The organism is Candidatus Peregrinibacteria bacterium (assembly GCA_016699145.1).
GTDB lineage: Bacteria > Patescibacteriota > Gracilibacteria > UBA1369 > 2-02-FULL-48-14.
In genome coordinates, this window is record CP064962.1 from 549395 (window position 1) to 569126 (window position 19732).

The following is a 19732-nucleotide window of genomic DNA, read 5'->3' on the forward strand; positions in this document are numbered from 1 at the left end:
AAAAAAAGAAAAGGCAATGATCCCATGGAAAGAATCGTATCTAGAGATCAACCTATTTAAATGACCCAGCTAATAAATTTAAAAAACAAATCAAAATACCCTATGTAATGGATGGCATTGTTTTACAATTTTTGCTGGAACATCTCTGGAATGAAGGGCGCACACTGGCTCTTGCCCGAGGTGAAAAAATAGCTCCAATCATTTAGTTTCAAGCCCACCTCACCGGCTCCAAGTCATTCCATTCCAAATATTCGTTCGTTTCTTGAACTCCTATAGCCAAAGTATCATGCCATAACCAGCATTTCGAGTATCCGGAAATATATAGATCGAAAACACATAATTATGGTCAGGAGAAAATCCAACGGCAGGCGCCCATCTACTGCCAGATGTAGCCTCAGGATCTTTAAAGATTACACAACGCCATTCTCTCTGTGCAGGATAATCTGTAACTGGGCTCTGAACATAGTTACAACCCATTACCACCTGCGAAGCATCCACCTGAAATGAGAAGTCCCCAGGGCGAAGTTCTAGCACACGGAAATTAGATGCCTGTACCGCTTCAATAATTTCTTTAGCTGTTGCCCACTTTTCTCTAGGGTCAGCCGCAACACGCCGCATTGCGTCTGCATGAGGTAAAAGTACAAACTGACCTTCTGGAGTGACTATTACATTTGTAATATCTAAGTCTCGCTGTCTAATTGCTGGCTCACCATCATCTTCATAAACTCCAGCTAAACAAGGCCCCCCGGGCAGTGCAGCGGCCAACTTGAGCTTAGCAGCGTCATTTGCTAATAAATATTCTCGCAATCGAGCTTCCAGTCCGTACTCACCTTCCCAAACTTGACCTGCTGTTTTATCCTCTCTGAGGGCAGCAGGATAGTATCCTGAATCATATCCTTCTGGCCTGCCTCCTCTTGTCATTACTACAATACCTCGATCAAAATCTTCCTTCATTTGCCCAATATAAGCCTCTAAAAGCTCACCAAGTCTTTCTGGTACTTGAGTGGTAATACAAGGTTTGATAAGCTCTCCCTTCGTAGAAATCGCTTCATCCTCACCTTTTTGCATCCCAGCAAGCACTTGACTTATTTGACCCTTAATCCTTTCCAATGAGAGTGTTCCAAAGTCAGCTGAAAAATTTAATGGTTTCCCCTCAATTCTCATCATTATTGCAGGGAGAAGTGCATCGAGTCTGTGCTCTCGGGTGAGAAGCTCGAGAAGCAAGGATTTGGCCTGCCCCTTATTCACAGGTATGGCATAGCGAAGTTCTTCAGATAAGAAAGATGGACGTAACTCCATACAGAATTAATAAAAATAATAAAAAGAACGAATCATATCCATTCTACTTAATTTTGTCAAAGGAACATGTTTATGCACAAAATAGAACCGCCTCCTCAAGCCCACCTCACCGGCTCCAAGTCATTCCATTCCAAATATTCGTTCGTTTTGCTGAACGGTTTGGATCCAAAAAAACCGCTGTAGGCCGAAAAAGGGGATGGATGAGCCGCCTTCAAAATACAATGTTTTTCTGTGTCTATTTTCGCTCCTTTTTCTTGGGCATAACGGCCCCACAAAATAAAAACCAAATGCTCTTTTTCGCGCGACAAAACATCCACCACGGCATCTGTGAATTCCTCCCAACCCTTGTGCTGATGCGAACCCGCTTTGTGCGCTTCCACCGTGAGCGTGGCATTGAGCAGCAAAACCCCCTGCTCAGCCCAGTCGTCTAGACATCCTTCCACGCGAAGTGCACCCCCCACATCTTCCTGAATTTCTTTAAAAATATTTTGCAAAGAAGGGGGCAGCGTCACCCCTGGATTCACCGAAAAACACAGCCCATTCGCCTGCCCGACTCCGTGGTATGGATCTTGCCCCAAAATCACGACCTTCACTTTTTCAAAAGGACACAATTCAAACGCCCGAAAAATATTCACAGGCGTAGGGAAAACTTTCTTCTGCCCGTACTGCGCACGCACAAAATCAGTCAATTTCACAAAGTAAGGCTTTTCAAACTCCTCAGCCAGCTGGGTTTTCCACGAGGGATGAATTTTAACGTCCATGCGCCAATTCTAACGAGTCCGGCTTGCTTATTCAAAGGTTCTTGCTCTTCCTTTTTTTTAAGATAGCCTCTAATATTTCCACCGTCCTTTCATTTTTCTTCCATGAAAAAAATCCTCCGCATCGTTTTGAAAGTTTTTTTATGCCTCATTTTGGTCGCTCCCATTTTGGGAAGCCTGGGCATTTTCCCCGAACCCACCGCCGATCTCTACAACACGCCTGAAGCTTTCGCCTTCATCCAAACCTTGATGGATGCAAAATACATCCCACTTCTCAATACTTTGATTTTCGCCCTCGCCATTGTGCTCACCTTCATGAACCGCATGGCTTTGGTCGCTCTGCTCATCCTCCCCATCACCGTGAACATCGTGGCCTTTCACTGGGTGCTCGACGGCGGTCCTTTCACAAGCGGAGCCATCATGGGCAATCTTTTGCTGCTCATCAACCTGTACTTTTTATGGGACAATCGAAAAAGCTATGGCGTCCTCTTGAAAAAATCCTAAATCCCACGCCTTCGTGAGCAGCCTCCAAAAACAAAACGCCCCCCTTCGCGAACGACTGCACAAAGTCATCGCCGCCAGTGGACTCTGCTCTCGTCGTGAAGCCGAAGAACTCATCGCCAAAGGTCGTGTCCACGTGAATGGCAAACGGATTCAAAAAATGGGCATCAAAGTCAGTCCTCTCGACAAAATTGAAGTGGACGGACGCGTCTTACCCGAAAAAGCCGCTCCCCTCACCCTTGCACTGCACAAACCCGTGGGTCTCCTGACCTCCAAAAAAGATCCCTTCCACTCTGAAACAGTGATGGATCTTCTGCCCACTTCCTATCAACATTTGAACCCCATTGGCCGCCTCGACAAAGACAGCGAAGGCTTGCTCTTACTCACCTCTGACGGCGCTCTTTTGGAGCGCCTCACCCATCCTAAGTACGGCCATGTGAAGACCTACGAAGTGCTGGTTCAGGGCGACGTCACCGACAAAGAAATCGAGCTGCTGCGCACCGGTCCCATCCACCTCGATGACTACTTGCTACGTCCCATGCAAGCTCGCATCCTGAGCCAAGAGGTGTCTCGCATGAGCGGCAAAACTTATACTTGGCTCGAAATGAAATTGGGGGAAGGCCGCAAACGCCAAATCCGTCGCGTGATGGAAGGTCTCGGCTTCCCTGTACGACGACTCATTCGCACCGCCATTGGAAAAGTTCAGCTCGGCAAATTGAAACCAGGTAAAACACGTCCTTTAACAGATGAGGAATTGCGTGACCTTTATTCTTAAAGTGGACAATACTGATTTTGGGTGATCTACAACATTTTTCAAAAAAATCCAGCTCATTTATTCGACAGATGAGTCTTTCCTTATATAATTACGCGCGATAAGCCCTCGGCTTCGATTGTGTTGAGAGAGGGGGCACAGGTAAAACTCGCCGTGACGACGGCGTGCGTTTGCTTCTGCTTTACATCCTTAAAATCGTCTTCGGCCTATGCCCAAAACCACTGCAAAGACAAAGACGTCCGCTTCAGCGTCCCCTACGGCGCTTGGACGTACTTCGACGAAGCCTTTGGAACGTGTCTACTTTGTGGACAACCAATGGAACGTCGAGCTCCCAGACCTTATTGAAATCCAAACGGATTCCTACAAATGGTTTCTAGGAGAAGGGATTCGCGAACTTCTCGATGAAATCTCCCCCATTTCCGACTTTTCCGGAAAGAAACTCGAGCTCCAATTCTTGGATCACTCTCTGGGTGAATGCAAATACACGGCTGAACAATGCCGCCGCAAAAATCTCTCTTACGAAGCGCCTCTTAAAGTGCACGTTCAACTCATCAACAAAGAGAGCGGAGAAATCAAGGAGCAGGACGTATTTCTCGGCCCCATCCCTCTGATGACCGACAACGGTAGCTTCATTGTGAACGGAATCGAACGCGTGGTGGTTTCCCAAATCGTGCGCAGCCCCGGTGTGTTCTTCTCTAAAAACGCTGCTGCCCCTGGCATGCACAACGGAAAAATCATCCCTAAGCGCGGAGCTTGGCTTGAAATTGAAACTGACAAAAAAGGCATCATCACGGTGAAAATCGACCGCAAACGCAAAATCTACGTGACTTCTATGCTGCGTGTATTCGGATTCGACACCGATAAAAAAATTCTCGACCTCTTCAAAAACGATGTGAAAGATCCCATCCACGATTACATGATGCTGACTCTTGAAAAAGATCCAGCCAAAACCATGGATGAAGCCTACAAAGCCATCTACAAAAAGATTCGTCCTGGAGATTTGGCCACGCCTGAAAATGCCAAGGCTCTCATCGAATCTTTGTTCTTCGACTACAAGAAGTACGACATGGGCTCTGTGGCTCGTTACAAAATCAACCGTCGTTTCGACCTCAAAACTCCGAACGAACGTAAATTCCACACCTTCCAAACCGACGATTTCATTCTGATTTTGAAGCACCTCATCAAGCTCAATAACAAAGAAGCAGAGCCCGATGACATCGATCACCTTTCTAACCGCCGCATTCGCCCGGTGGGTGAACTCGTGCAAAACAAGTTCCGCGTGGGACTGCTTCGCACCGAGCGCATCGCCAAAGACCGTATGACCGTGATGGACCTCGAAACTGTGACTCCGACCCAACTCGTGAACTCTCGTCCAATCACTGCCGCGCTTCGCGAATTCTTCGCAAGCTCTCAGCTTTCTCAATTCATGGATCAAACAAACCCTCTCGCCGAGCTCGAGCACAAACGCCGTCTCTCTGCGATGGGGCCTGGAGGTCTCTCTCGTGAACGTGCGTCTTTCGACGTTCGTGACGTACACCCTTCTCACTATGGAAGGATCTGTCCAATCGCAACCCCTGAAGGACCCAACATCGGTCTCGTGGTTCACCTAGCGACCCATGCGCGCCTCAACAAATACGGCTTCATTGAAATGCCGCTCCGCGAAGTGCTTCACAGTTTGAAGAACGATGGAAAAGCTGCCCTCGGACACACTCTGGCTGAAACCCTAGAGGGCATCAAAGCCGGTACCAAACTCGGAGAAAAAGAGGTGAAGGCACTCGCAAAATCCAAGGACCTCAAAGAAGTTCCCGTGACCGCAACTCTCGGAAACAAGATCTCTTACTTCGACGCCGAGGATGAACGTGAAATCATCTACGCTCAAGCCGGAACTCCCATCGCAGAAAATGGAGACCTCGAAGAAGACACTGCCGTTGCTCGCAAAAACGGAGAACCGATCCTCACCGACGAAAAAGAAGTGACGCACATTGACATCTCCCAACAGCAGATCATTTCTGTGTCCACTTCCCTCATCCCTTTCTTGGAGCACGACGACAACACCCGTGCCTCCATGGGGTCCAACATGCAACGTCAAGCCGTTCCTCTCTTGAAACCTCAAGCTCCCATTATAGGAACCGGTATGGAGGGTAGCGCCGGACGCAACTCTCAACAAGTGCTCGTGGCTGAAGACAGTGGAACCGTGTCTTATGTGGACGGATCTCGTATCGACATCATCTACGACTCTGGACGCAAAGCCAGCTACTCTCTCGATGTTTACCGCCGCACCAACCAAGGCACCTCCTTCCACCAACGCGCTCGCTGTGATGCGGGTCAAAAGGTGAAAAAAGGCGACATTTTAGCCGATGGGGCTTCCACCGAAATGGGAGACATCGGTCTGGGACAAAACGTGCTCGTGGCCTACATTCCTTGGGAAGGTTACAACTTCGAAGATGCCGTTATTTTGTCCAGTCGCCTGGTCAAAGACGACCGTTTCAGCTCTGTCCACATTGAAGATTTCACCATCGACGTGCGCGACACCAAGCTGGGACCCGAAATCGTGACTCGCGACATCCCCAACGTGGGCGAGGCCCGCCTTAAGGATCTCGATGAAAATGGCATCATTCGCGTGGGCGCTTCTGTTCGTGAAGGAGACATCCTCGTGGGTAAAATCACCCCTAAAGGAGAAACCGAACTCACTCCTGAAGAGCGCCTGCTAAGAGCCATCTTCGGAGACAAAGCTCGCGACGTGAAGGACACTTCCCTGCGCCTCCCCGGTGGAGAAGGAGGAAAAGTGACCAGCGTGACCGTATTCTCTCGTGAAAAAGGCGACGAACTCGAAAACGGAGTCATTCAACAAATCCGTGTGTCTTTGGCTCAAACCCGTCGCATTCAAGTCGGGGACAAAGTCGCCGGACGTCACGGTAACAAAGGTGTGATCTCCATCATCGTTCCCGAAGAAGACATGCCCTTCATGCCCGATGGAACTCCCGTAGACGTGGTTTTGAACCCGCTCGGTGTGTCCAGCCGTATGAACATTGGACAAATTTTGGAAACCCACCTCGGTTGGGCCGCGAAGAAACTCGGACTCTACATGGCCACCCCTGCCTTGAACGGAATCACCAACGAACAAATCAAAGAGATGCTCATCAAGGCTGGCCTCCCTGAAAATGGAAAGATTCAGCTTTACGACGGAAAAACGGGTCAAGCGTTCGACCATGAATCCACAGTGGGCATCGCCTACATCCTCAAACTGGCTCACTTGGTTGAAGACAAGATTCACGCCCGCTCTGTCGGACCTTACTCACTCGTCACTCAACAGCCTCTCGGAGGTAAAGCTCAACACGGAGGACAGCGTTTTGGAGAAATGGAAGTGTGGGCTCTCGAAGCCTATGGCGCTTCCCACATTTTACAAGAAATGCTCACCATCAAGTCCGACGACGTGTACGGACGTGCCAAGGCCTACGAATCCATCATTAAGGGTGAAGCCATCCGTAAACCTCGCACTCCTGAATCTTTCAACGTTTTGGTCAAAGAATTGCAATCTCTGTGTCTCAACGTAGACCTCTTGCAAATCACCGAAGATGAAGACGTGAACATAGAAGAAGAGTACGTAGAACCTGAAGAAGAAGTGATCGTGGCAGAAGCTCCTCACACCGAAATAAACGGCGAAGAAGTTGAAAGTTCCGTCGAAGATCTCTTGGAAGGCGACGAACTCGATGAAGAAGATGCCGAAATGATGGGCGAGAGTGAAAAAGAACCCGACTTCAATAAAGAAGAGGAATAAATCGAATCTCAACATTGTTCTCTCAATTCCTAATTATGGACACCTTACTTTGGTCCCTCATCCTCGTTGCCTCTCTCGCTGTTCTAGCGCAGTCCGCTAAGGTCTTCGCAGCAGCAGGTGCAGACACCGCCAAATCCCTCGGTTGGACTTCCCTTTTCATGGGAGTCACCGTGATGGCACTCGGAACTTCTGTTCCCGAACTCGCCACCTCACTGTGGGCCGCGGGCACTCAAAACACGAGCCTCGTGGGGGCCACCGTAGTGGGTTCCAATATTGCAAACGTACTCCTCATTTTGGGAGTCTGCGCGTTGCTCACCAAGGGCCTCAACCTTGGCAAGGAAGGCATGCAGCGTCAAGTCGGCCTGCTGCTCGTCTCCGCCTTTCTGCTCATGGTGACCCTCTACGACGGCCGCTTTGAATGGTTTGAAGGGATACTCATGCTCGGTTTCTACATCCTCTACAGCTTCTTCTCTATTGAAGAACATAAACAGGGCCGCCTGGAGGCATTGCAAAACTGGTTCACCGGACCAGAATTCAGCTCCAAACTGCTGGTTTTAACTCTCGGCTGCGGCCTCATAACGGTAGCAGCTTCCTACGGAGTGGTGCGCTCCATTGAAGAGCTCACTTCCATCACGAAGCTTCTTCCCAGCGTACTCAGCGCCAGCGTGCTGGCCCTGGGCACTTCTTTGCCTGAACTCAGCACGGCCTATTACGCCACTCGAAAAGGAAACACCGACCTTGCCGTAGGGACGGTGCTTGGATCTCTGGTCTTCAACGCGACCTTGGTCTTGGCCCTGCCTTCCTTCATTCAAACCCTCAATGTCCATCACGACACTCTGGTGCTAGGGCTCCCCTTCCTTCTCATTTCCACCTTGCTGCTGCTCTTTGCACTCACTCAAAAAAAACTCAGCACTTACGAAGGATGGGCTTATCTATTGCTTTACATCCTCTTCCTCTTTCAACTTTACACCTCCTTTTAATCCTCTCTTATGATGACTGACCCAAAGAAAGCTCCAGTACTCTTCGATGCTATCGCGATTGCTGTGGCTTCCCCCGAGCAAATTCTCTCTTGGTCTCACGGTGAAGTTAAAAAACCTGAAACCATCAACTACCGCACTCAAAAACCCGAACGCGACGGTCTCTTCTGCGAACGTATTTTTGGACCGATTAAAAACTGGGAATGTGCTTGTGGAAAATATAAGCGTATTCGATACAAAGGTGTGATTTGTGAAAAATGTGGAGTGGAGGTGACCCGCTCCATCGTTCGCCGCACTCGCATGGGCCACATCACACTCGCCGTGCCCGTGACTCACATTTGGTTCTTACGTTCAACTCCAAGCCGCATTGGGCTCCTCCTGAACTTGCCAGTAAAAATTCTGGAACAAATCGTGTACTTTGCCGCGTACATCATTACCGAAGTCGATCAAAAGGCTAAAGAGGAAGCCTTGGTTCAACTGGATGAAGAATTCAAAAACTATAGAAAAGATGTGATCCGCGAATACGAAGAACGCATCAAGAGTGGAACCGGGAACATAAAGGAAATTGAAAAGGAACAGGCTGCCAAAATTGAGGAATTGGTGGAAACCGCTGAGCAAGCTCGCAAAGACCTCGAGTCTTTAGAGAACAGCACCGTGCTCACCGAGCTCGATTACCGCGACATGTCCATGAAGTTCGGCCACGTATTCAAGGCCGGAACAGGGGCAGAATCCTTGCACAAACTCATCCGCGACATGAACCTCGAAGAAGAGATTAAAAAGCTCGACATCGAAATTGAAAAGTCCAGCGGACAAAAGCGCACCAAGCTCATGAAACGCATCAAGCTCATGGGTTCCCTAGTGAAGGCCGGCATCAATCCTGAATGGATGATCATGACCGTGCTCCCCGTGATTCCACCCGATCTTCGCCCCATGGTGCAACTCGATGGAGGACGTTTTGCCGCTTCCGATCTCAACGATCTGTATCGCCGTGTGATCAACCGTAACAACCGTCTCAAGCGTCTCATCCAAATCGGAGCACCTGAAGTGATCTGCCGAAATGAAAAACGTATGCTGCAAGAAGCGGTAGACACTTTGATCAACAACAGCGCGCGCCAAGGAAAACCGTGTTCAACAGCGGGGATAAGCGCAAACTTCGCTCCCTTTCAGATATGCTCAAGGGTAAACAGGGACGCTTCCGCCAAAACCTGCTCGGAAAACGTGTGGACTATTCCGGTCGCAGCGTCATTGTGATCGGTCCTAAGCTCAACCTGGACCAATGTGGACTTCCCAAGCTCATGGCACTCGAACTCTTCAAGCCTTTCGTCATTGGAAAACTCATCGAAGGGGGCTACGCTCACAACATCAAGAGCGCGGAAAAGATGATTCAAAACAACGACCGCGTCATTTGGGATATGCTTGAAGAAGCGACCAAAGAACGTTTTGTGCTCCTCAACCGTGCACCCACCCTGCACCGTCTCGGAATCCAAGCGTTCCGCCCCGTGCTCGTAGAAGGAAAAGCCATTCAAGTTCACCCCCTCGTCTGTGCCGCCTTCAACGCGGACTTCGATGGAGACCAAATGGCCGTGCACGTTCCCCTCTCTCAAAAGGCTCAAGAAGAAGCGCGTGAACTCATGTGCTCCGCAAAGAACCTTTTGAAGCCTTCCGCCGGAGAACCCATCACCGTACCCATTCAGGACATGGTGCTTGGACTCTACTACCTCACCGCAGAGCGTCCAGGTAAGAAGGGGGAAGGAAAAATCTTCGGTAATCTTGAGGAGGCCCTCATTGCCGAGCAGTTTGGTGAACTTCACCTGCAATCCAAGATCAAGATTCGTTTCAACGGTGAAATGATCGAAACCACCCTCGGACGTGCCATTTACAACACCGTGGTGCCCGAACAAATGGGTTACCAAAATCACACCCTCAAAAAGAAAGAGATCTCTGAAATCGTAGCCTTAGTTTTCGAAAAATGCGGCACCGAACCCACCGCCAAATTCTGTGACGACCTCAAAGCACTCGGCTTTCAATACGCCACTCGTTCCGGAATTTCTATGGCCAGCGCCGATCTCATCATTCCTAAAGAGAAGGTCAAGATCATGAAAGAATCCGAAGAAATTGTGGATCAAATTCACGAGTTCTACAACAAGGGCTTCATCACTGAAGATGAACGCTACAACCAAGCCATTAAGATTTGGTCCAAAACCAAGAACGAGATCGGTAAAGCAATGATCCTTGGCTTCGAACCCGAAAACGACATCTACTACCAAGTGGACTCTGGGGCTCGTGGTAACTGGGGACAAATCACCCAGCTCTGTGGAATGAAGGGACTCGTGGCCAACCCTGCCGGTAAGACCATCGAACTTCCCATCAAATCCAACCTCAAAGAAGGTTTCTCCATTCTTGAATACTTCATTGCAACGCACGGAGGACGTAAAGGTAAGTCCGACACCGCGCTCAAAACCGCTGAAGCGGGTTACCTCACTCGCCGTCTCGTGGATGCTGTTCAAGACATCATCATTAAGGAAGACGATTGTGGATCCAAGGACACCCACTTGGTGACTCGTGAAGAATCCGAAAAGATTGGTGAACCGTTTGAAAACCGCATTTTCGGCCGCACTCTCGGTGCCGACGTCATGGAAAAGACGGGCAAGAAAGTGGCCATCCCGAATGGAACGCCCATCGACAAGGCTGCCGTGAAGATTCTTAAAGAAAACGACGTCAGCGAAGTGCGTGTGCGCTCTGTAATGACCTGTCTGACTCTGAACGGAGTCTGCCAAAAATGTTACGGACGTGACCTCGGATCCAGCCAAGAAGTGGAGATGGGAACCGCCGTCGGAATCGTGGCCGCTCAATCCATCGGGGAACCGGGAACTCAGCTCACCATGCGTACTTTCCACATGGGAGGAATCGCGAACGAAGACGACATCACTCAAGGTCTCACCCGTGTGGAAGAACTCTTCGAAGCCCGCACACCTAAAAAGCCTACCGTATTGGCCGAAATCGATGGAAAAGTACAGGTGACTTCTAAGGGAAACCAAATCCACATCACCATCACTCCCACCAACATTCCCACCGAAACCATCGATGTGGAAGACGGCATGGAAGTGCTCGTAAAGAAGGACGACAAGGTCAGCCTTAAAGATGTGCTCGCTGAAAAGAAAGGCAAGAAACTCCGCTCCCCTATGGATGGAGTGGTTGTGAAAGCGGGAAAGAAAGAAATCGTCATTCAACCGGACCTTGCCGAACAAGTCTACAAGGTGGACGCCGGCAAAAGCATTAAAGTGAAAACTGGAGACGTCGTGGCTCGTGGAACCGCTCTCACCAGCGGACACATGAACCTCCGCAAACTCATGAAGCTTTCAGACATCTACACCACTCAAAAATACATCATGAGTGAGGTGCAGAGCATCTACGCGTCTCAAGGTCAGTCCATCAACGACAAGCACATCGAAATCATCACTCGGCAAATGTTCTCTAAGGTTCGCATCGTGGAACCTGGAGCCAGCAACTTCCTGCCCGGTGAAGTCGTGGATTACCAAACTGTGTTCGAAGAAAACATAAAGCTCGAAGGAGACAAACAAGAGCCGATCAAGTTCGAACGTTTGCTGCTCGGTCTCACTCGTATCGCCTTGCACACTCGAAGTTGGCTCTCCGCCGCTTCCTTCCAAGAAACCATACGTGTGCTCGTCGAAGCCTCCACCACTCACCGCGTGGACATGCTCGACGGTCTCAAAGAAAACGTCATCATTGGTCGCCTCATCCCTGCAGGAGAAACCTTCCGCAAGAAGATGCGTGGCGAAGCCATTGATACGCGTGAGGATTAGTTTTGTATAAAACCGACCTACTGGCCAATCAAAGAAAGGGCGCTTCGAAAGAGGCGCTCTTTTAGAACAGCCTATTTACAAGACGCAATTTGTATTGTAAACCCCTCCCCGGGGAGAAACTTTAACCTGTAAAAACAGTAGCCAACACCAACGCCTCTTTTTTTAAAATCCCAGTCTTGCTACAATTGCAACACGTCCATCCTCGTAGCAAAACTCATCCAAAATCAGCAATCCTCCTCTAACCCCACCCCTTATGGATCCCGTCGTACACTTTGAAATGGCCTACGAAAACCGTCAGCGCATGTCTGATTTTTACCAAAAAACCTTCGACTGGAAGCCCATCCACATGCCCCACATGGATGACTATGTTTTAGTCCAAACAGGCGAAACCGACGACAAAGGAATGATTCAAAAGCCGGGCATGATCAACGGTGGTTTTTATAAAAAACCCGAAGATCCCAAGGCACAAGCGCCTTCCGTCGTCATTGCGGTTGAAAACCTCGAGGAAAGCCAGAAAAAAGTCACTGAAAATGGAGGCATTATTCTTGACCAGCCCATGGAAATCCCTGAGGTTGGCCATTATTTCAGTTTCCAAGACACCGAAGGCAACCGCGTGGGTGTGCTGCAACCTTTACCGATGAACTGAAGCGAAGGCACTAAAATTCTCTTGCAATAGCCAATCTTATCGACTAAACTGCTCCAGCTAATGGACCCGCAGGGTCTCTAATAAAACTGTTTAATGCCCACGATCAATCAACTCATTCGTAAGCCTCGCAAGGCTCAAACTCGCAAGAGCAAGGCTCCAGCGCTTCAGCTCATTATGAACACGCTGAAGTCCACCAACCGTCCTCTGTCCTCCCCTTTCAAACGTGGAGTGTGCACGAAAGTGACGACTATGACGCCTAAAAAGCCTAACTCTGCGCTTCGAAAAATTGCTCGTGTACGCCTCACCAATGGAATTGAAGTCACCGCTTACATCGGAGGAGAAGGTCACAACCTTCAAGAACACTCCATTGTACTTGTGCGTGGTGGACGTGTGAAGGATTTGCCCGGTGTGCGTTACCACATCGTTCGTGGAAGCCTCGACACCCAAGGAGTACAAAATCGACGTCAAAGTCGTTCTCTTTATGGAGCTAAGAAACCTAAGAAATAAACCATGAAAACGAAAACCACCACCTACGTACCTCCCCACTCCGATTTCACGAGTGAAAAGTTCATCAACACCATCATGCTCGATGGAAAGAAGACCGTGGCTCGCCGCATCTTCAACGACATGCTGAGTGAAGTGGAACGCCGCGGACACAAGAATCCTAAAGAGACTTTCCTCCGTGCCATCGACAACACCAAACCTGCGATGGAAGTTCGCCCCAAACGTGTGGGTGGAGCCGTGTACCAAGTCCCCTTCGAAGTTCCTGTGAAGCGTCAGCAAATGCTCTCCTTCCGCTGGATACTCACCGCCGCTCGCGGACGCAAGGGTATGCCCATGTACAAGCGCCTCACCGCTGAAATCCTCGAGGCTGCTGAAGGAACCGGATCTGCAATCAAGAAAAAGGACGACGTAGAAAAGATGGCTCAAGCCAACCGCGCCTTCGCTCACTACGCTCGCTTCACAAAGAAGAAGTGAAACGCTTTCATGACTCATCTAAGACCGGGCTTTGTCCGGTTTTTTTGTTTCTAATTTAGGATACTCACATCTTTTTAGAAGATCTCCCGCCATCCACCACATGGCCAATCACAAGGCGAGAATGATTGCCAAGTATGTCATCAAGAGCAGAATGGGCTAGATGAGCTGCCAAAGAATCCCTACGATACCTGGCTTCAGCAGCATTCACGTGTTCAGAAAGACGGAAACCAATAGCCGTTAAAATATCTTCTGGAGAAGAGGATTTAATAGTAAAAGGCTTATATGCTCCTTCCCCAGGAACAAATCGCACCCACGGTGCATTCATATCCACAGAAACAGGGACAAGCTCAAATACAGGGACTATAAGGTCAAGCGCTTCCAAACCATAGGCGGTTGTGCTAGCTCTACTAACAGCAACTTCTCCCATCGTTCTCGTATCAACAAAAGCATGTTGCACGCGCCCAACCAATGCACTCGATTTCTGAGGATTCAAAAAGTCACAAAGGGCATTGGCAAGTTTTTTTCGCCTCGGTCCAGCCCATCTACTCTCATCCGTGAGACCAACATGTGTATCATGAAATACAACCGCACTTTCACCATCATGAAGGCGGCCTTGAAAGACAAGCCCTGTAGGAGCAACATAAGTTCGCCTTGGCCCAAACGGATCGTTGTCTCGTGCGGCCGTTAAAGGCATACAGGCCGAAACGATTCGCTCAACAGTAAGTCTAACCTCATCAGGCCCTTCTAGGAGCTGTTAACATAAGACTTTGAGTAAAAGTGCCACAAGGCAGAGGGAGATAAAGGAGGCATACATCAGGTCTAATTTGTCATAGCGAGTTGAAATTCTTCTGTAATTTTTCATTCGGTGAAATAGGCGTTCAATCTCGTTGCGGTAGGCATAAATGTTCTTGTTGTATTCCCACGGAAATTTCATTTTGCCTTTGGAGGAACGACTGGAGTTATGCCTTTTTCTTTGCACAGCTCCAGAACTTTGTAGCATGAATAACCTTTGTCCATAGCCAAATGATCTACTGTTTTTGGAAACGAATAATCTCTCAAAATTTGTTTTCCAACTTTCACATCGCTCACTTCACCACCTGTTAAAACAAAGTGCATCCCATGATCTGGATCTCCAGCAATCATGTGAATTTTTGTAGTGTACCCACCTCTACTTCGGCCTAACGCTTGTGGCCCCTTTTTTTCATGGCTCCCGCTGCACTGTGGTGCGCTCTATTTGTTGTACTGTCCAGGAAAGCTATTCGCACTTGAAGTACATCTGCTACTTCAAGTGCTCTAAGCATTTGTCCAAAAAGTCCAGATTCGCTCCACCGTTTGTATCTTGTATAAATCGTGTGCCAGTCATTCTCTTTTTCTCTGTAATCGTAGGGCATTTGTCTCCATGCGCACCCTGTTTTAAGTACATAACAAATGGCATCCATGCAACGTTTCAGTGGAATCTTTTCAGGCTTTCTGGGCTTTGGAAAATAAGGCTGGATCAGTTTGAACTGTTCATCCGTTAGCATCTGGTACATGGCGTTAGGGTTAGAGTAACTTCACTCTACACCACTCCTCTATTTATGTTAACAGCTCCTAGAGTACAAACATCCTCATCCACATATCGAGCAGGATTAAAATCCGCAAGCACCTGCAAAGCTTCTTGCCGCCAGTCATAAGGCCTACCCAGAGCCTTTTTTTGAGCAAAAATGGCAGTGATCAACTTAGAAAGTTTCCTATCACCTGAACCCATCGAAACCGATTGAACAGCGGGTATCTTTCCAAAGTCCTTCCAAGTGAGTTGTAAAATACCTTCTAAAGAAGTTCGAAAAAGCCTTTCTGAACCGTCCGGAGAAAGCCCCGCGTTCTGAAAAAAACCTATAAGTTGCTCTAAACTTAAAACAAGTCCTAAGTTGTCATCGATCTCTTCAACATCAACATCCTTGCCCGGTCCTTTTTTCATTGGATTTTAAGTTAGATCTAAACGGTGTGATGATTATTAATAGCACAATCCTGAATACAATCAATAAACTTATGCATGCGTGTCAAAAAATACTGGTGCCGGTAAAAGAGTTTCGTTACAATCGAAACACTCTCACGCCATCTATGAAAATTCGCGCTCTTCTCTTTTTACCCCTCTTGCTCGCCTCTTGCTCAATCTTTGGAAAACTGAGCGAAGTGGAATACAACAATAAAATAGTGGAACGGATGAATCTCGTCTCCACTACGATTGAAGAAAGCGCCACCCTCTACCACGAAACCGTTCCCAATCCCGTCAGAGAAAATTCTGAAATCGAAGTCACCCAAATGAACCTAAGCTACGCCGAAGCCAGCAAGGCCTTGGATGAAGTAGAAAATCTGCTGCTTTTGGAAAGCCGAAACATCGAACAGCAAAACAGCGTTCAAACTGAATTGAAGACTTATCAAAGTGCCGCAAGCGAATACCTGAGCAGCTACAAAGAAATGCTCGCCTACTACGAAAGCGGTGCTTTTAAAGAAGACTTGGATCCAGTGGAAAGCTTAGACGAGGAGCTCCACACGAATTACACCACTTTCATTCAAGCCAACAATGACTTTGTAGACGTGCTTGAAAGTCATATGAGTTCAAATTAGAGGCCATCCTCACAACCTTGACTTTCGCGCTTGCTTGCCTATAATGCGGACACTTTTAATTCGGCGTTTTCGCTAACTTTTTCAATCCATTTATGGCAGCTGACCCCACCACACAGACCTACGACCTCGCACACATTCGTAACATCGGTATTGCCGCGCACATTGATGCCGGTAAGACGACGACAACGGAACGCATCTTGTTCTACACCGGACGTTCTCACAAAATCGGCGAAGTGCACGAAGGGGCCGCAACCATGGACTGGATGGAACAAGAAAAAGAACGTGGAATCACCATCACCGCCGCCGCAACGACTTGTTACTGGAAGGATATCCGCATCAACATCATCGACACCCCTGGACACGTGGACTTCACGATAGAAGTAGAGCGCTCCATGCGTGTGCTCGACGGAGCGGTTGCCGTATTCGATGGATCTCAAGGTGTGGAACCTCAATCTGAAACGGTATGGCGTCAAGCGGACAAATACAATGTTCCTCGTATCGCTTTCGTCAACAAGATGGACAAAATGGGAGCCGACTTCTACATGTCTCTCACTTCCATTCACCAACGTCTCTCTAAAAAGGCTTTCGCCATTCAACTTCCCATCGGACAAGACAGCACATTCAGCGGAATCATCGATCTCGTGGAACGCAAGGCTTACCGTTTCGAAGGAAAGCACGGAGAAACCATCATCGAAATGCCTATTCCCGAGGACATGAATGAACTTGTTGAAAAGCACCGCGCCATCCTTGTAGAAGCCGCTGCCGACCAGGATGAAGCCTTGATGGAAAAATACTTGAATGGAGTCGAACTCACCAACGAAGAAATTAAATTTGGAGTCCGCAAAGGAACCATTTCTGGAGCTCACTACGCCGTGTTCTGCGGATCTGCCTTGCACGACATGGGAGTGCAACTCGTCATTGACGGAGTGCGCGACTACCTCCCTTCCCCTCTCGACATCGGAGCGGTCAAAGGAATCAACCCAGACAACGACCAAGAAGAAGAGCGCAAACTCGATCCAAACGCTCCTTTCGCTTCCCTCGCTTTCAAAATCGCAACCGATCCTTTCGTAGGGAAACTTTGCTTCTTCCGTGTTTACTCCGGAAAAATGGAAGCCGGTTCTTATGTGCTCAACACCAACACCGGTGAAAAAGAACGCGTGGGACGTCTCGTTCGTATGCACGCCAACACTCGTGAAGAAATCAAAGAAGTGGAAGCCGGAGATATCGCTGCGGCCATTGGTCTCAAGCGCACCTTCACCGGAGACACCCTCTGCGACCCCGATCATCCCATCATTTTGGAATCCATCACCTTCCCCGAACCGGTGATCCAAATCGCGATTGAACCCAAGACCAAAGCCGATCAAGAAAAGATGGGCATGGCCATGCAGAAACTTGCTGAAGAAGATCCCACGTTCCGCGTTTCTTCTGACGAAGAAACAGGACAAACCCTCATCGCAGGAATGGGAGAACTGCACCTCGACATCATCGTGGACCGTATGAAGCGCGAATTCAAGGTTGAAGCCAACGTAGGAGCTCCTCAAGTGGCTTACCGTGAAACCATCCGTAAAGAAGTCGTGTGTGAAGAAAAGTACTCCAAACAAACCGGAGGACGTGGACAATATGGACACGTGAAGATGAACCTCATCCCCAACGAAGCTGGAAAGGGTTACGAATTCATCAACTCTGTAGTCGGAGGTAAGATTCCTCGTGAATTCATCCCCGCCGTAGACAAAGGTGTTAAAGAAGCGCTCACTCGTGGAATCATTGCGGGTTACCCCGTGGTGGACGTGAAGGTAGAACTCTTCGACGGATCTTACCACGATGTGGATTCCTCTGAACTTGCGTTCAAACTGGCCGCTTCCATCGCCTTCCGTGACGGAGCCGCAAAAGCCAATCCCGTGATTCTTGAACCTATAATGAAGGTGGAAGTGATCACTCCAGACGACTACTTCGGAGACGTGATGGGTAACATTTCTTCTCGACGTGGACAAATTCAAGAATCCGGAGCTCGTGGGATGGCCAAAGTCATCAACTGTCTCGTGCCTCTCTCCGAAATGTTCGGATACGCAACGGACCTCCGCTCCATGACTCAAGGACGCGCAAGTTATTCCATGGAATTCAGCCACTACGCCGACGCCCCTGCCAACGTGATCGCCAAGATCAAGGCCGATCGTGGGGTGAAGAACTAGAGGCTTACTATCAATTTTTAGCTTGCATAAGAGCTTTGCATCCACTAAAATCGCTTCGCTTTTAAATGGCTATCAAATTTTTTTAACCCTCTAAGGCTATGACAGCTTTCGACAGATCTAAGCCGCACGTGAACGTTGGTACCATCGGACACGTCGACCATGGAAAGACAACCCTTTCCGCAGCACTCACTGCAGTGGCTGCCGCTCACTTTGGCGGAGAAAACAAAGCGGTTGCGTTCGACCAAATCGACAACGCTCCTGAAGAAAAGGCACGTGGTATCACCATTGCTACTTCTCACCAAGAGTACACCACGGACAAGCGTCACTATGCACACGTCGACTGTCCTGGTCACGCCGACTACGTAAAAAACATGATCACTGGAGCCGCTCAAATGGACGGTGCCATCCTCGTGGTTAGTGCCGCAGACGGACCAATGCCTCAAACTCGTGAACACATTCTCTTGGCTCACCAAGTGAACGTTCCTTACATCATCGTGTTCCTCAACAAAATGGACATGGCTGATCCTGAAATCGCTGAACTTTCTGAAATGGAAGTTCGTGATCTCCTCACCAAATACGGTTACCCAGGGGACACCACTCCTTTCATCAAAGGATCCGCTCTCAAGGCTCTCGAAAACCCATCCGGACCTGATTCTGCTCCTGTAGTAGAACTTCTCAAGACCCTCGACGAATACATCCCCCAACCTGAACGTGAACTCGACAAGCCTCTCCTCATGTCTGTAGAAGACGTGTTCTCCATCAAAGGACGTGGAACTGTTGCTACCGGACGTATCGAACAAGGAGTTGTTAAGATCAACGAAGAAGTTGAAATCGTTGGACTCAAAGAAACCAAGAAGGTTGTTTGTACCGGAGTTGAAATGTTCCGCAAACAGCTCGACCAAGGTCAAGCTGGAGACAACGTAGGACTGCTGCTCCGCGGTGTGGAACGTGAAGACATCGAACGTGGACAAGTGATCTGTAAGCCTGGATCCATCAAACCTCACACGAAGTTTGAAGGTGAAATCTACGTCCTCAACAAAGAGGAAGGTGGACGTCACACTCCTTTCTTCAAGGGTTACAAGCCTCAATTCTATTTCCGAACAACAGATGTTACTGGTGCTATCGAGCTCCCAGCTGGTGTAGAGATGGTCATGCCTGGTGATAACATCAGCGTGACCGTAGAACTCGGAGCTCCTGTAGCTCTCGAGCACGGAACTCGCTTCGCCATCCGTGAAGGAGGACGCACCGTTGGATCCGGAGTCGTAGGAAAGATCATTGCTTAATCGCAAGGTCCCCAACTCAAACTTAGAAAAAGCCTCGCAGAAATGCGGGGCTTTTTCGATGCAAGTAATAACAGAAAGAATGCCCCCTCATAAACAAGATTTACTTTATAAAGTGAATCT

General features: G+C 48.8%; 19 protein-coding genes. 12 read left to right on the plus strand and 7 right to left on the minus strand.

Annotated elements, in window-relative coordinates:
• Nucleotides 1-270: 270 nt before the first annotated feature.
• Entirely contained in the window at nt 271-1299 is a 1029-nt protein-coding gene (locus tag IPG41_02935; GenBank protein ID QQR55483.1) for a hypothetical protein, read from the minus strand.
• A 95-nt stretch (nt 1300-1394) separates the two neighbouring features.
• Nucleotides 1395-2060 carry a uracil-DNA glycosylase gene (locus IPG41_02940; protein QQR55484.1) on the minus strand — a complete coding sequence of 222 codons (666 nt, stop codon included), beginning with the start codon at nt 2058-2060 and terminating at the stop codon, nt 1395-1397.
• 102 nt (nt 2061-2162) lie between these two features.
• Here IPG41_02940 and IPG41_02945 point away from each other — a divergent pair, with 102 nt between their 5' ends.
• The 9 genes from IPG41_02945 to rpsG all read left to right on the plus strand — a co-directional run bounded on the left by IPG41_02945 (nt 2163) and on the right by rpsG (nt 13533).
• Complete coding sequence (locus IPG41_02945; GenBank protein QQR55485.1) at nt 2163-2561, plus strand: hypothetical protein; 399 nt, start codon at nt 2163-2165, stop codon at nt 2559-2561.
• A gap of 13 nt (nt 2562-2574) precedes the next feature.
• Nucleotides 2575-3333 carry an rRNA pseudouridine synthase gene (locus IPG41_02950; protein ID QQR55486.1) on the plus strand — a complete coding sequence of 253 codons (759 nt, stop codon included), beginning with the start codon at nt 2575-2577 and terminating at the stop codon, nt 3331-3333.
• Between the two features lie 205 nt (nt 3334-3538).
• On the plus strand, nt 3539-7108 hold the full coding sequence (locus IPG41_02955) for a DNA-directed RNA polymerase subunit beta (GenBank protein QQR55487.1): 3570 nt from the start codon (nt 3539-3541) through the stop codon (nt 7106-7108).
• Between the two features lie 35 nt (nt 7109-7143).
• Nucleotides 7144-8088: a calcium/sodium antiporter gene (locus IPG41_02960; GenBank protein ID QQR55488.1), complete on the plus strand. Its 945-nt coding sequence runs from the start codon at nt 7144-7146 to the stop codon at nt 8086-8088.
• A 9-nt stretch (nt 8089-8097) separates the two neighbouring features.
• Nucleotides 8098-9336 (plus strand): hypothetical protein, encoded by a 1239-nt coding sequence (locus IPG41_02965; protein QQR55489.1) that lies wholly within the window; start codon nt 8098-8100, stop codon nt 9334-9336.
• Nucleotides 9255-11909: a DNA-directed RNA polymerase subunit beta' gene (locus tag IPG41_02970; GenBank protein QQR55490.1), complete on the plus strand. Its 2655-nt coding sequence runs from the start codon at nt 9255-9257 to the stop codon at nt 11907-11909. Before IPG41_02965 ends, IPG41_02970 begins: the two co-directional genes overlap by 82 nt.
• 253 nt (nt 11910-12162) lie before the next feature.
• On the plus strand, nt 12163-12555 hold the full coding sequence (locus IPG41_02975) for a VOC family protein (protein QQR55491.1): 393 nt from the start codon (nt 12163-12165) through the stop codon (nt 12553-12555).
• A 93-nt stretch (nt 12556-12648) separates the two neighbouring features.
• The gene (gene rpsL, locus IPG41_02980; protein ID QQR55492.1) at nt 12649-13062 is read left to right on the plus strand and encodes a 30S ribosomal protein S12; all 414 of its coding nucleotides are present in this window, start codon (nt 12649-12651) and stop codon (nt 13060-13062) included.
• Between the two features lie 3 nt (nt 13063-13065).
• Entirely contained in the window at nt 13066-13533 is a 468-nt protein-coding gene (gene rpsG, locus IPG41_02985; protein QQR55493.1) for a 30S ribosomal protein S7, read from the plus strand.
• Nucleotides 13534-13597: 64 nt separating this feature from the next.
• Here the strand turns inward: rpsG and IPG41_02990 are convergent, their stop codons facing one another.
• Genes IPG41_02990 through IPG41_03010 form a run of 5 tightly spaced genes read right to left on the minus strand, consistent with a single transcriptional unit; the run spans nt 13598 to nt 15490 of the window.
• Nucleotides 13598-14227 (minus strand): hypothetical protein, encoded by a 630-nt coding sequence (locus IPG41_02990; GenBank protein ID QQR55494.1) that lies wholly within the window; start codon nt 14225-14227, stop codon nt 13598-13600.
• 60 nt (nt 14228-14287) lie between these two features.
• Nucleotides 14288-14512: a transposase gene (locus IPG41_02995; protein QQR55495.1), complete on the minus strand. Its 225-nt coding sequence runs from the start codon at nt 14510-14512 to the stop codon at nt 14288-14290.
• Complete coding sequence (locus IPG41_03000; GenBank protein ID QQR55496.1) at nt 14464-14676, minus strand: transposase; 213 nt, start codon at nt 14674-14676, stop codon at nt 14464-14466. Before IPG41_03000 ends, IPG41_02995 begins: the two co-directional genes overlap by 49 nt.
• A 35-nt stretch (nt 14677-14711) precedes the next feature.
• Nucleotides 14712-15065, minus strand: coding sequence for a transposase (locus IPG41_03005; GenBank protein QQR55497.1), 354 nt, complete (start codon nt 15063-15065; stop codon nt 14712-14714).
• Nucleotides 15066-15091: 26 nt separating this feature from the next.
• A complete protein-coding gene (locus tag IPG41_03010) occupies nt 15092-15490 on the minus strand; it encodes a hypothetical protein (protein ID QQR55498.1) in 399 nt (132 codons plus the stop codon).
• 71 nt (nt 15491-15561) lie between these two features.
• Between IPG41_03010 and IPG41_03015 the strand changes: the two genes are divergently transcribed.
• The 3 genes from IPG41_03015 (at nt 15562) to tuf (ending at nt 19612) form a co-directional block, all read left to right on the plus strand.
• Entirely contained in the window at nt 15562-16140 is a 579-nt protein-coding gene (locus IPG41_03015) for a hypothetical protein (GenBank protein QQR55499.1), read from the plus strand.
• A gap of 92 nt (nt 16141-16232) precedes the next feature.
• Entirely contained in the window at nt 16233-18329 is a 2097-nt protein-coding gene (gene fusA, locus IPG41_03020; protein QQR55500.1) for an elongation factor G, read from the plus strand.
• 98 nt (nt 18330-18427) lie between these two features.
• Complete coding sequence (gene tuf / locus IPG41_03025; GenBank protein QQR55501.1) at nt 18428-19612, plus strand: elongation factor Tu; 1185 nt, start codon at nt 18428-18430, stop codon at nt 19610-19612.
• Nucleotides 19613-19732 lie beyond the last annotated feature (120 nt).